The organism is Saccharothrix sp. DSM 118769 (assembly GCF_052936295.1).
The window spans coordinates 9,295,027-9,307,544 of sequence record NZ_CP193627.1 but is presented as its reverse complement, the minus strand read 5'-3'; the positions used below and the strand labels follow the sequence as shown (position 1 = coordinate 9,307,544).

Annotated in this window: 12 protein-coding genes; 7 read left to right on the top strand and 5 right to left on the bottom strand. The window is 73.4% G+C overall.

Annotated features, from left to right (window positions below):
- The 3 genes from ACRAKJ_RS39850 (at position 1) to ACRAKJ_RS39840 (ending at position 2,099) form a co-directional block, all read left to right on the top strand.
- Positions 1–468, top strand: a complete 468-nt coding sequence (locus ACRAKJ_RS39850) for an AsnC family transcriptional regulator (protein ID WP_438925648.1) — start codon at positions 1–3, stop codon at positions 466–468.
- 11 nt (positions 469–479) lie between these two features.
- On the top strand, positions 480–749 hold the full coding sequence (locus ACRAKJ_RS39845; protein ID WP_438925647.1) for a DUF4229 domain-containing protein: 270 nt from the start codon (positions 480–482) through the stop codon (positions 747–749).
- Between the two features lie 192 nt (positions 750–941).
- On the top strand, positions 942–2,099 hold the full coding sequence (locus tag ACRAKJ_RS39840) for an alpha-lytic protease prodomain-containing protein (protein WP_438925646.1): 1,158 nt from the start codon (positions 942–944) through the stop codon (positions 2,097–2,099).
- 49 nt (positions 2,100–2,148) lie between these two features.
- Here ACRAKJ_RS39840 and ACRAKJ_RS39835 read toward each other — a convergent pair whose 3' ends face one another.
- Positions 2,149–3,156, bottom strand: a complete 1,008-nt coding sequence (locus ACRAKJ_RS39835; protein ID WP_438925645.1) for an ADP-ribosylglycohydrolase family protein — start codon at positions 3,154–3,156, stop codon at positions 2,149–2,151.
- 68 nt (positions 3,157–3,224) lie between these two features.
- Here ACRAKJ_RS39835 and ACRAKJ_RS39830 point away from each other — a divergent pair, with 68 nt between their 5' ends.
- A complete protein-coding gene (locus ACRAKJ_RS39830) occupies positions 3,225–4,274 on the top strand; it encodes a PLP-dependent cysteine synthase family protein (protein WP_447008826.1) in 1,050 nt (349 codons plus the stop codon).
- A 103-nt stretch (positions 4,275–4,377) separates the two neighbouring features.
- Positions 4,378–4,776 (top strand): hypothetical protein, encoded by a 399-nt coding sequence (locus tag ACRAKJ_RS39825; protein ID WP_438925643.1) that lies wholly within the window; start codon positions 4,378–4,380, stop codon positions 4,774–4,776.
- An 8-nt stretch (positions 4,777–4,784) separates the two neighbouring features.
- On the opposite strand, the gene ACRAKJ_RS39820 is transcribed toward ACRAKJ_RS39825, so the two are convergent.
- The 4 genes from ACRAKJ_RS39820 to ACRAKJ_RS39805 all read right to left on the bottom strand — a co-directional run bounded on the left by ACRAKJ_RS39820 (position 4,785) and on the right by ACRAKJ_RS39805 (position 9,098).
- Positions 4,785–5,657 carry a 1,4-dihydroxy-2-naphthoate polyprenyltransferase gene (locus ACRAKJ_RS39820; protein WP_438925642.1) on the bottom strand — a complete coding sequence of 291 codons (873 nt, stop codon included), beginning with the start codon at positions 5,655–5,657 and terminating at the stop codon, positions 4,785–4,787.
- Between the two features lie 55 nt (positions 5,658–5,712).
- Positions 5,713–6,918 carry a hypothetical protein gene (locus ACRAKJ_RS39815; protein WP_438925641.1) on the bottom strand — a complete coding sequence of 402 codons (1,206 nt, stop codon included), beginning with the start codon at positions 6,916–6,918 and terminating at the stop codon, positions 5,713–5,715.
- 127 nt (positions 6,919–7,045) lie between these two features.
- The gene (gene menE / locus ACRAKJ_RS39810) at positions 7,046–8,182 is read right to left on the bottom strand and encodes an o-succinylbenzoate--CoA ligase (protein WP_438925640.1); all 1,137 of its coding nucleotides are present in this window, start codon (positions 8,180–8,182) and stop codon (positions 7,046–7,048) included.
- Positions 8,183–8,186: 4 nt separating this feature from the next.
- Positions 8,187–9,098 carry a 1,4-dihydroxy-2-naphthoyl-CoA synthase gene (locus ACRAKJ_RS39805; RefSeq protein WP_438925639.1) on the bottom strand — a complete coding sequence of 304 codons (912 nt, stop codon included), beginning with the start codon at positions 9,096–9,098 and terminating at the stop codon, positions 8,187–8,189.
- 162 nt (positions 9,099–9,260) lie between these two features.
- Between ACRAKJ_RS39805 and menD the strand changes: the two genes are divergently transcribed.
- The gene (menD, locus tag ACRAKJ_RS39800) at positions 9,261–10,889 is read left to right on the top strand and encodes a 2-succinyl-5-enolpyruvyl-6-hydroxy-3-cyclohexene-1-carboxylic-acid synthase (RefSeq protein ID WP_438925638.1); all 1,629 of its coding nucleotides are present in this window, start codon (positions 9,261–9,263) and stop codon (positions 10,887–10,889) included.
- A gap of 57 nt (positions 10,890–10,946) precedes the next feature.
- Entirely contained in the window at positions 10,947–12,440 is a 1,494-nt protein-coding gene (locus tag ACRAKJ_RS39795) for a M1 family aminopeptidase (RefSeq protein WP_438925637.1), read from the top strand.
- The last annotated feature ends 78 nt before the right edge of the window (positions 12,441–12,518 follow it).

The following is a 12,518-nucleotide window of genomic DNA, read 5'->3' as shown; positions in this document are numbered from 1 at the left end:
GTGGACGCTCTTGATCGCCAGATCATCGCCGCCCTCCGGGTCAACGGTCGGGCCACGTACGCCGACCTCGGTCGCAAGGTCGGCCTGTCGGCCTCCGCCGTGCACGAGCGGGTCGGCAAGCTGGAGGCCACCGGCGTCATCGTCGGCTACCACGCCGTGGTCGACCCGAGCGCCGTCGGCCTCGGCGTCACCGCCCTGGTGAGCATCCACCCCACGGACACCGCCGACGACGACGAGCTGGCCGTCTCCCTGGGCGAGCTGGTCGAGGTCGAGTCGTGCTACCGGGTGGCGGGCGACGAGTCGTTCATCGTGAAGGTGCGGGTGGCCACCGTGGACGACCTGGAGCGCTCGCTGGGCAGGCTCCGCCGCATCCAGGGCGTGGCGCGCACCCGCACGACGGTCGTGCTCTCCACCCGCTTCGAGGGACGCCCGAACACCGGGGCGACCGGACCCGGAGCGGGCGCGTAACCTGGGCAACCGTGCACCTGGGTCGTGATGTGACGCTCTACGTCGGCGCGCGGCTGGGCATGGTCGCCGCGGTCACCGCGCTGCTCGTGCTGGTCAACGTGCCGCTGCTGGTGGCGCTCGCGGTGGGCGTCGTCGTGGCGCTGCCGCTGTCGCTGTTCGTCTTCAAGGGCCTGCGCACGCGGGTCGCGCGGGGGCTGGAGGCCAAGCAGGCCGTGCGCCGCGCGGAACGCGACAAGCTGCGCGCCCAGCTGCGCGGCGAGACCCCGGCCGAGCAGGCGTAGCACCCGGGCGCGGCCGATCCGGCCGGGCGGTTCCGGTCGGGCGATCCGGTCGGGCGGTTCCGCGACGCCCGATCCGCGCCGGCACGTGGGAGCGCGTCCACCGTCTCGGCGGTATGACGGGGCGTGGTTGAAAAGTACCGTTCTGTCCTGCCATCCGGTGATCTGCCTCCATCCTGCTGAAGGGGCTGTTCAGTGACCCGTTCCCACGCCGCTCGATTAACCGGCGCGGTCGTCCTCGCACTCGGCCTGGCCGCGACCTCGCTCACCGCCGCCTCCGCCTCCGACGCGATCGCCACCTCCGCCACCTCCGCACCGCGCGTCGCCCAGGGCATGTCCCTGGCCATGCAGCGCGACCTCGGCCTCACCGCCGACGGCGTGCGGACGCGCCTCGCCCAGGAGGAGAAGGCCCGCGGCGCCGAGACCGTCGCCCGCACGCTCTACGGCTCGTCCTACGCGGGCAGCTGGTTCGACCCGGCCACCGGGAAGCTCGCCGTGGCCGTCGCCGGGCCCGCCGCCACCGCGCCGACCGGCCTCGACATCACCGTCGTGCCCGTCGCGCACACCTACGCCCAGCTCGACGCCGCCAAGACCGCCCTCGACCGGAAGGCGGGCCGCGCCGCCCCGGCGGGCGTCAACAGCTGGTACGTCGACGTCAAGACCAACACCGTCGTCGTCACCGTCAACCGGCACCGCGTCGACGACGCCGTCACCAAGTTCGTCGAGGCGGCCCGGGCCACCCACGACGCCGTGCGCGTCGTGGAGGAGGAGCACTCGCCCGTGCCGCAGGCCGACGTCGTCGGCGGCTGGCCGTACTGGATCAACTACGGCGGGCGCTGCTCGGTCGGCTTCGCCGTGTACGGCGGCTTCGTCACCGCGGGCCACTGCGGCACGCCCGGCTCGTCGGCCAGCGACCAGGCCGGCGCGCTGCTCGGCTACTTCGCCGGGTCGACGTTCCCCTACTACGACTACGCCTGGGTCCAGGCGAGCGCCGGCGTGAACCTCTACGGGTACATGGAGGGCTACGACGGCTACTGGTACTACGTGCGCGGCTCCGCGCAGGTGCCGGTCGGCTCCGGCGTGTGCCGCTCCGGCTCGACCACCGGCATGTGGTGCAACTACATCCTCGGGCGCGGCCAGACCGTGAACTACCCGCAGGGGGTCGTCTACGGCCTGACCCGCACGAACGTGTGCGCGGAGCCCGGCGACTCGGGTGGCTCGTGGCTCAGCTCCAACCAGGCGCAGGGCGTGACCTCGGGCGGCTCGGGCAACTGCTCGTCCGGCGGCACGACCTACTACCAGGAGGTCAACCCGATCCTGTCCGCCTACGGGTTGTCGCTGATCCTCACCTGACCGCGGACCTGACGGCAGGACCTGGCCCGGCCCCTCCGCGGGGGCCGGGTCAGGCCCGCCCGAACACCTCCACCGCCTCGGCGGACAGGCGCTCCACCACGTCCGCCAGCTCCAGCGCCCCCAGCCAGTGCGCCGGGATCGCCTCGGCGCCGTCCCGCGCGCCCAGCAGGTTCCCGCACAGCGCGCCCGTCGAGTCGCTGTCGCCGGAGTGGTTGACCGCGAGCAGCAGCCCGTCGGCGAGGTCCCGCCCGGTGAGCGCGGTGAGCACCGCGATGGCCAGCGCCTCCTCGCCCACCCAGCCGCCGCCGAACCTCGCCTCGATCGCCTCCGGCGTCGGCCGCGCGCCCTCGGCGGCCAGCTCGGCGGCCGTCCCCACGGCCAGGTCCAGCAGCACCAGCTGCTCCTCGTGGCCGTCCCACCGGACCAGCTCGGCGCGGGCCACCTCGATCGCGGGCAGCAGCTCCAGCCCCGCCAGCAGCTGCTGCACGAGCACCGCCAGCACGCCCGTCGACAGGTAGCCGCTCGGGTGCCCGTGGGTCAGCGCCCCGGTGGCCGCGGCCAGCCCGAACACCTCGCGCGCGTCGTCCGACCACAGCGCCACCGGCGCGGCGCGCATCACCGCGCCGCAGCCCTTCGAGTCGTTGATCGGGTCGTCGACCGTGCCCAGCGCGCCCGAGCGCAGCGCGGTCAGGCACGTGTTCCCCGGCGCGCGCGGCTCGTGCAGCGCGCGGACGCCCAGCAGCCACCCGTCGTCCGGCACCTCCGGCCCGCCCTGCGTGCGCAGCCACCGCCCGTAGGCGGCGCGCACCTCGTGCACCGGGTCGCCGCCCCGCCGCCGGGCCAGGAGCAGGCCCTCCAGCGTGAACAGGGTCATCTGCGTGTCGTCGGTGATCGCGCCGAGCCGGCCGTAGGCGGGCGCGTAGTCGGTGAGGCCCGACGGGCCGAACCGGTCGCGGACGCGGTCGATCCGGTCGAACTCGATCGAACCGCCGAGCGCGTCACCGACGGCGCCCGCCAGGAGGCTGCCGCGGACGGAGCTGCTCAGGAGTGGGTTCACGCCGCAGAAGTTATCGTGCCGGCGTGAGTACTTCGGTAGACCGATGTTGTTCCCGCACCCGGGAGTGGGTGTGCGAGGCCGTCCGCATCATCGAGGCGGACGCCAACCGCAGCGCCGACACGCACCTGCTGCGCTTCCCCCTGCCGCTGGAGTGGGGGATCGACCTGTACCTCAAGGACGAGTCCACCCACCCCACGGGCTCGCTCAAGCACCGCCTCGCGCGCTCGCTGTTCCTCTACGCGATCTGCAACGGCTGGGTCGTCGGCGGCACGCCCGTCATCGAGGCGTCGTCCGGCTCGACGGCCGTGTCCGAGGCGTACTTCGCGCGGCTGCTCGGCCTGCCGTTCATCGCCGTCATGCCCCGCTCGACCAGCCCGGAGAAGATCGCGCTGATCGAGCGCCAGGGCGGCCGGTGCCACTTCGTGGACGAGCCGACCGCGATCTACGACGAGTCCCGGCGGCTCGCGACCGAGCTGGGCGGCCACTTCATGGACCAGTTCACGCACGCCGAGCGGGCCACCGACTGGCGCGGCAACAACAACATCGCCGAGTCGGTGTTCCAGCAGATGGAGCTGGAGGACGCGCCGGAGCCCGAGTGGGTCGTGGTCGGCGCGGGCACCGGCGGCACGAGCGCCACCATCGGCCGCTACGTGCACTACCGGAGGCTGCGGACGCGGCTCGCCGTCGTCGACCCCGAGCACTCGGTGTTCTTCGACGCCTGGCGCGACGGGGACCCGACGCTGACCTCGTCGCGGGGCTCGCGGATCGAGGGCATCGGCCGGCCGCGGGTCGAGCCGTCGTTCATCGGGCACGTCATCGACCGCATGGTCAAGGTGCCGGACGCGGCGTCGGTCGCGACGATCCGGCGCGTCGAGGACGTCCTCGGGCGGCGCGTCGGCGGGTCCACCGGCACCAACCTGTGGGGCGCGTTCCAGCTGGTCGCGGAGATGCGCGCGTCCCGGCAGCGGGGCAGCGTCGTGACGCTGCTGTGCGACGGCGGCGAGCGGTACGCGAACACGTACTACTCGGACGAGTGGGTGGCCGCGCAGGGCATGGACCTCGCGCCGCACCTGAAGACGCTCGACGAGTTCCTCGTCACCGGCACCTGGGCGACGTGACGCGCCCGTTTGCTCACGCACGTTTGTGCGGACCGGGTGGAACGCGCGGGGGCCGCCGTGCGTCGCAGCGTGATCTGCGGCGTGGTGTCGGAAGGGGCGAGCGGTGAGCGCTTGGCGGACAGCGGACGTGCTGACGGCCGAGGACGTCCTGACGAGGTCGGTCGCCGACGCGGAGAAGGCGATGCGCGAGGCGGCGAAGCTGCGCTACCCGCAGCGCGAGCCGTCGGCCGAGGACGTGCGGCGGGTGATGCGGTACGCCAAGTCGAACGAGGCGTCGCCCGAGCTGAGGGCGTTGCAGCGGCGCATCGCGGGCGGCTACCTGAGCTGGCGGCAGGTGCTGCTCGGCGAGGCGGCGGACGACCGGGGCGTGAAGGCGGCGCTGGAGGCCGACCGGGTCGCCCTGGCCGCGCTGTGCCGGGGCGAGGAACCGCGCGTCGCCGCGCCGAAGCCACCGCCCCGGGACGACGACGAGCCGCTGTCGTTCACCGAGGACGCCTGGTAGGGCGGGGCTCAGCCCAGGACGAGCGCGACGGGCACGGCGATGCCCCACACGAGCATCGCCAGGCCCGTGTCGCGCAGCACCGGGATCAGGTCGCGGCCCGTCGCGCCCTTGAGCACCCGCCGCGCGCCCAGCAGGGCCAGGGGCAGGGCGAGGAAACCGACCAGGGACAGCGGGACGCGCAGGCCGATCGCCAGGGTGATGACGAACGGGACGGTCACCAGCGCCAGGTAGAGGCGGCGGGCGTCCCGGTCGCCGAGGGTGCTCGACAGCGTCCGCTTGCCCGCCCGCAGGTCGGTGGGGATGTCGCGCAGGCTGTTGGCGACCATCACGCCGGTGGAGAACGCGCCCATCGCGACCGCGCCGCCGATGCCGATGCCGGTGACCTCGCCGGTCTGCACGTACAGCGTGCCGAGCACCGCCGCCGGGCCGAAGAACACGAACACGGCCAGCTCGCCCAGGCCCGCGTACCCGTACGGCTTGCGCCCGCCGGTGTAGAACCACGCGGCGGCGAGGCACACCGCGCCGAACGCGACCATCCACCAGCGGCCGGACAGCACGACCAGCGCGAGACCCGCGACGGCGGCGACGCCCAGGGCCGCGAACGCCGCCGCCCGCACCGCCTTCGGGTCGGCCGAGCCCGAGCCGACCAGGCGGAACGGGCCGACGCGGTCGGCGTCCGTGCCCCGGATGCCGTCCGAGTAGTCGTTCGCGTAGTTCACGCCCACCTGGAGCGCCACCGACACCAGCAGCGCCAGCGCCGACCACGTGGCGTGGAAGCCGCCGACGTGGTGCGCGGCGCCCGCGCCGACCAGGACCGGCGCGATCGAGTTCGGCAGCGTGCGGGGGCGGGTCCCCGATACCCACTGGGCGACTGTGGCCATGCCGGACATCCTCCGACATGGTGAACGGGGACCCGCTCCCGGGTGGTTCCGGCCGTCAGCAGGCGGTCGCGCCCGAGACGCCCGACACGTAGGCGCGGGCGACGAACTTGCCCGACGCGATCCGGTACCAGAGGTTCGACGTGCCCTGGGTGCCCGTGACCGACTGGCCGGTGACCTGGCACTCGACCCTGACCTGCGCGTAGTTCGCGGCGATGCCGACCTGCGCGGCGGTCGAGGTGGCGCCGTCGCGGACGTTCACCGTGCCGTTCTGGGCCTCGGTGCGGACGAACCCGGCCGGGCCGGACCCGGTCCACTGGTAGGTGACGGTGACCCACGCGTTGTTGGTCAGCTTCAGGCCGTCCCAGAACGTGCCGTCGGCCAGGTCGATGCCCGCCGGGTTGGCGACCACGCGCCCGAACTGGTCCTTGCCGCCGTTGTAGCCGTTCTCGTAGGCGGCCTGCGCCTCGGGCTTGCCCTGCGGGAGGTCCTTCCACATCTCGCGGGTGGCCGACGGGTTCCAGTAGTCGTCCTTGGTGTTCCACGGGCCGACGTCCCACACCGGCGCCCACTCGCAGCGGCCGTTCGAGGCGCACACCCGCACGCTGTACGTGCCGGTGCCCTTGGCGCTCAGGCCGCGGCGGGACGGCAGCGCGACGAAGTGGTCGCGCGAGACGATCACGTGGCCGTTCGCGGTCGTGCCGCCGACGAGGCCCTCGCGGGTGGCGTACACCCGGTAGGACAGGCCCGCGGCCTCGGCGGTGACGCCGTCGCTCTTCGCGGGCGCGGTGAACGCCCGCAGGTCGAGCCGGTTCACCTCCGGGCTCTCGCCCTCGGCGGTCAGCGCGACCCGGACCTGCACGGTCCGCACGGCCCGGGGCAGCACGGCCGGCGCGTCGGGGCGGGCCTCGACCCACTCCGTCCACCGGTCGTGGCCGAGCGCGCCGCGCACGTCGACGGCCACCTCGGCGCCGGCCGGGACGGTGCTCCTGACGCTCGCGGCCACGGCGTTGGCCGGTGCGCCCAGCTCGTGCGGGTCGAGCAGGAGGAAGCCGGAGCGCGCCGCGGCCCGCGCGCTGGCGGGCACCGGCGCGGCGCGGTCGAGGCGTATCGCGCCGTCCCGCGACGCCACCCCGGTGTCGTCGGCGTTCACGGTGGTCAGGTCGGCTCGCCACCCGGCCTCCCCCGCGGCTGCGGCGGGGGCCGCCAGCCCTGCGGTGAGGACGGTGGCGAGGGTGAGCGGGAACAGGTAGCGCCTGGTCATCGCAGCACTCCTCGTCCGGACACGCGGTGCGGAGGGGACCGCGGCAGGGCCGCGCGTCACGGCCTGCCGAGCCAATCGCCTACAGGTGTTACCTGTCAACCAACAGTGAATCGAGCTTGCGAGAAAGTCACCCGAAGGAGTTGGCGATCGCCCGTCGATCGACCTTGCCGGGGCCCCGGAGGGGCAGTTCGCGGACGAAGACCACCCGCTTCGGGATCGCGAACCGCCCGATCGTGTCCCCGACCGCCGCACGCAGCGCCTCGACGTCCGGTGGGTTCCCGAAATCCTCCGGGACCACCGCGGCGGCCGTCACATGCCCCCATTCGGGGTCGGGCAGCCCCACCACGCACGCCTCGCGCACCCCCGCCTGCGCGGTGAGCGCCCGTTCGACCTGGAGCGGGGCGATGTTCTCGCCACCGCTGATGATCACGTCGTCGGCCCGGCCGAGGACCTCCAGCGTGCCGTCGGACCGGACGCGCCCCAGGTCGCCGGTGCGGAACCACTCGCCGAACGGCTCGCCCCCCTGGTAGCCGAGCGCCAGCACCGGCCCGCGCACCTCGATCCGGCCCCCGACCAGCCGCACGTGGACGCCGTCGAGCGGCAACCCGTCGTAGACGCACCCGCCGGACGTCTCGCTCATGCCGTAGGTGGTGACCACCCGGACGCCCAGCGCCCGCGCCCTCTCCAGCAGCGCGTGCGGCGTGGCGGCCCCGCCGAGCAGCACGGCGTCGAACTGCCGCAGCGCCTCCAGGCCGGGCCCCTCGGTGGCCACGAGCCGACCCAGCTGGGTCGGGACCAGCGCCGTGTAGCGCGGCCCGGACGAGGCCAGGACGCCCCGCGCGGCGGTGGCGAACCCCGACGCCCGGAACCCGCCGGAGAGGTCCACCACGCCGGGCGCGGTGCCGGCCACGACCGAGCGCACGAGCACCTGGATGCCCGCGATGTGCGTGGTGGGCAGCGCGAGCAGCCACGTGCCGGGCCCGCCCAGCCGCTGGTGCGTCAGCCGCGCCGAGGCCACCAGCGCCCCCGCCGACAGCAGGACCACCTTGGGCGTGCCGGTGGACCCGGACGTGCCCACCGCCAGGACGGCCTCGGTCTCCCAGCCCCGGAGGGCGGGCGGCCCGCCGTCCCCCGACGCCTCGGGCTGGGCCACCAGCGGCAGCGCCACGTCCGGGGTGCCGGGCGGGCCGGGTGGGCCGGGTGGCGACCCGGTGGCGGCGAGGGTCGGGGCCAGTGCGGCGTCGAGCGCCGTGAGCGTGATCATCGGCTCAGTAGTGGTAGGGGTAGTCGGACCAGTCGGGCTCCCGCTTCTCCAGGAAGGCGTCACGGCCCTCCACGGCTTCGTCGGTCATGTACGCGAGGCGGGTCGTCTCGCCGGCGAAGAGCTGCTGACCCACCAGGCCGTCGTCGATCAGGTTGAACGCGTACTTCAGCATCCGCTGCGCGGTCGGGGACTTGCCGTTGATCTCCTTCGCCCACTCCAGGGCCGTCGACTCCAGCTCGGCGTGCGGCACCACGGCGTTGACGGCGCCCATCGCGTGCATGTCGTCGGCGCTGTAGGTCCGACCCAGGAAGAAGATCTCCCGGGCGAACTTCTGGCCGACCTGCCGCGCCAGGTACGCCGAGCCGTAGCCGCCGTCGAAGCTGCCCACGTCGGCGTCCGTCTGCTTGAACTTCGCCTGCTCGGCGCTCGCCAGGGTGAGGTCGCACACCACGTGCAGGCTGTGCCCGCCCCCGGCCGCCCACCCCGGCACGACCGCGATCACGACCTTCGGCATGAACCGGATCAGCCGCTGGCACTCCAGGATGTGCAGCCGGCCGGCCCGCGCCGGGTCGACGGTGTCGGCCGTCTCGCCCGAGGCGTACTGGTAGCCGCTGCGCCCGCGGATGCGCTGGTCGCCGCCCGAGCAGAACGCCCACCCGCCGTCACGGGGGGACGGCCCGTTGCCGGTCAGCAGCACGCAGCCCACGTCCGAGCTCATCCGCGCGTGGTCCAGCGCGCGGTACAGCTCGTCGACCGTGTGCGGGCGGAACGCGTTGCGCACCTCCGGCCGGTCGAACGCGATGCGCACCGTGCCCTGGTCGACCGCGCGGTGGTACGTGATGTCGGTGAAGTCGAAGCCCTCGACCCGCTTCCAGCGGGTGGGGTCGAACAGCTCGGAAACGTCCTGGTCTGCCACGCCAGGGACAATAAGCCCGAGCCGGAGCTGAGAACGGGACCGCCCTGCGGCGAGGTCGGGTGGTGGAGGTGGCCTGGTAGCGGGTCATGACTCCAGTGTTCGAACTCACGTTCGACTCAGCAAGGGGAATCACCCCATCGTGCACTGAGCGACAATGGATCGGTGAACCCGTCCACCGCGCAGGCCAGGGTGCTCGTCGACGAGCTGATCCGCAACGACGTCCGGCACGTCGTGCTGAGCCCCGGATCGCGCAACGCGCCGCTGTCGTTCGCCCTCCACGAGGCGGCCGTCGCCGGGCGGATCACCCTCCACGTCCGCGTCGACGAGCGCACGGCGGGTTTCCTCGCCCTCGGCCTGGCCCGCGGCGGCGGCCACCCGGTCGCCGTGACCTGCACCTCCGGCACGGCGGTGGCCAACCTGCACCCGGCGGTGCTGGAGGCGCGGCACGCCGGGGTGCCGGTCATCGCCGTCACCGCCGACCGCCCGGTCGAGCTGTACCGCACGGGCGCCAGCCAGACCGTCGACCAGCAGCGGGTGTTCGGCCTGGACACCCTCCAGTTCCCCATCGCCGAGCGCCGCGCGGGCCAGAACGGCCTGTGGCGCTCCCTGGTGTGCCGCGCCGTCGCCACGGCCCGCGAGCAGGGCCCGGTTCACCTGAACGTGCCGTTCCGCGACCCGCTGGTGCCCGCCGGGGACGACGACTGGCCGGAGGACCTGGCCGGCCGCCCGTTCGACGTGCCGTGGACCCGCGTGGCCGAGCGCACCACCACCTCGCTGCACACCGCCGACCACCTCGGCCCGCGCACCCTGGTCGTGGTCGGCGACACCGACATCGACGTCACCGACCTCGCCGAACGGGCGGGCTGGCCGGTCGTCGCCGAACCCACCGGCCCCTCCGGCCAGGCCCTGCGCCACGGCTCGCTGCTGCTCAACGCCGACCTGCCCGCGCACCTGGAGCCCCGGGCCCTGGTCGTGGTGGGCCGCCCCACGCTGACCAGGGGCGTGCTGCGGCTGATCGCCCGCACCCCGGTCGTGCACGTGCTCAGCCGCGACCTCGACTGGCCGGACCCGCAGTTCGCCGCCACGCACACCTCCACCGACCTGGTGCTGGGCGAGCACGAGGTGGACGACGACTGGCTCACCTCCTGGCGGCACGCCGACAAGGTGGTGTCCGAGGTCGTGGACGACCTGCTCGCCAACCAGCCGTGGCCGACCGGCCTGCACGTGGCCCGCGACGTCGTGGCGGCGCTCCCGGCGGGCGCGAACCTGTTCCTCGGCTCGTCGAACCCGATCCGCGACGTCGACCTGGTCGCCGCGCCGCGCCCGGACGTCGCCTCGTTCGCCAACCGGGGCGTGGCGGGCATCGACGGGAGCGTCTCCACCGCCGCCGGCCTCGCGATGACCGCCGGGCCGACGATCGCGCTGATCGGCGACCTGACGTTCCTGCACGACGCCAACGGCCTGCTCATCGGCCCCGGCGAGCCGCGCCCGGACCTGACCGTGGTGGTGCTCAACGACGACGGCGGCGGCATCTTCGCGCTGCTGGAGCAGGGCGCGCCGGAGCACGCGACGACGTTCGAGCGCGTCTTCGGCACGCCCCACGGCGTGGACCTGGCGGCCCTCTGCGCCGCGCACCACGTGCCGCACGCGCGGGTGTCGACGGCGGACGCGCTGAGGCGCGAACTGGGCCGTCCGGACGGAATCAAAGTGGTCGAAATCCGGGCGGAGCGGAACGAATTGCGCGATCTGCACACGCGGTTGAGGGCCGTCGTGTCAACCGCATTCCAATAGCCGAAAACCTACGTACGGGGGTATACCGGCCCCGGTGCCGGGGATAGCTTGCCGGGCATGTCCCTGAGAGCGAAGCTGACCCTCGGTACCGCCACCGCGGCGTCCCTGCTGCTGCTCGCCGGTACGGCGACGGCGGCACAACCAGGCGCGCCGGGCATCGGAGACCCGTACTACCCGAATGCGGGCAACGGCGGGTACGACGTTTCCCATTACGACATCAGGCTCAACTACCAGCCGGCGAACGACAACCTTTCCGGCACCACGACGATCCTGGCCAAAACCACCCAGGACCTGACCCGGTTCAACCTGGACTTCCTGCTGAAGGCGAGTTCGGTCCGGATCAACAACAGGGTCGCGCAGTTCTCGCAGGCGGGCGGCGAACTCGTGGTCGACCCGCGCGGCACGCTGCGCGCGGGCACCCACCTGACGATCGTCGTCACCTACTCCGACGTGCCCTCGACGCACGCGGTCGACGGCTACACGTCGTGGAAGCGCACCCCGGACGGCGCGCTCGCGATCGACCAGCCGGACATCGCGCCGTGGTGGTTCCCGAGCAACAACCACCCGACCGACAAGGCCACGTTCGACGTGTCGGTGGCCGTGCCGAGCGGCGTCGAGGTGATCTCGAACGGCCTGTTCAACGGCACGACCCAGCAGATCAACGGCTGGACCCGCTGGCGCTACCGCAGCCTCCAGCCGCAGGCCACCTACCTGGCGTTCGTGGCGATCGGGCAGTTCGAGATCCGCCAGTCGACCTCGCCGGGCGGGCGTCCGGTGCTCAACGCCTACTCGGAGCGGCTGGGCGCGGACTACAGCGCGTCCGTGGCGTCGGTCGAGCGGACGTCCGAGGTGACGGAGTTCCTGGAGGGGCCCTTCGGTCCCTACCCGTTCGAGGCGGAGGGCGGCGTGGCGACGCCGGGCATCGGCTTCGCGTTGGAGAACCAGACCCGGTCGACCTACGACGCCGCGTTCTTCCGGCGCGGCTCGAACACCTACGTCGTCGCGCACGAGGTCGCGCACCAGTGGTTCGGCGACTCGGTGTCCGTGCGGCGGTGGCGGGACATCTGGCTGAACGAGGGCTTCGCCAGCTACGCGGAGTTCCTGTGGTCGGAGCACGTGGGCGAGGGCACGGCCCAGGAGAACGCCGACTACCTGTACTCGCTCTACCCGGCCGACGACCCGTTCTGGACGGTGCTGCCGGGTGACCCGGGCGCGGAGAACCAGTTCGACGGCGCCGTGTACGACCGCGGCGCGCTGGCCGTGCACGCGCTGCGCGCGGAGATCGGCGACGAGGCGTTCTTCGCGCTGCTCGAGGAGTGGGTCACCGAGCACCGCAACGGCGACGCGTCGATCGAGGACTTCGTGGCGCTCGCCGAGCGGGTGTCCGGCGAGCAGCTCGACGAGCTGTTCCGGATCTGGCTGTTCACGCCGGAGAAGCCGGCCGCCGCGCCGGGTTCGGCGGGGCTCCGGACGGCGGCGGCCCCGGTCGAGCCGAAGTCGTACCAGAAGATCCGCGAGACCCGGCGGCTGCTGGCCGCGCACGACCACTGAGGGTCGCGAACGCAGAACTCAGGGGTCGTGAGCGTAGGACTCACCGGTCGTGAGCGTAGGACTCGCGGGTCGTGAGCG

Coding starts and splice junctions, on each gene's coding strand:
- ACRAKJ_RS39795 (WP_438925637.1), top strand. CDS start 10,947: ATGTCCCTGAGAGCGAAGCTGACCCTCGGTACCGCCACCGCGGCGTCC.
- ACRAKJ_RS39820 (WP_438925642.1), bottom strand. CDS start 5,657: ATGGCCACAGTCGCCCAGTGGGTATCGGGGACCCGCCCCCGCACGCTG.
- ACRAKJ_RS39815 (WP_438925641.1), bottom strand. CDS start 6,918: ATGACCAGGCGCTACCTGTTCCCGCTCACCCTCGCCACCGTCCTCACC.
- menE (WP_438925640.1), bottom strand. CDS start 8,182: ATGATCACGCTCACGGCGCTCGACGCCGCACTGGCCCCGACCCTCGCC.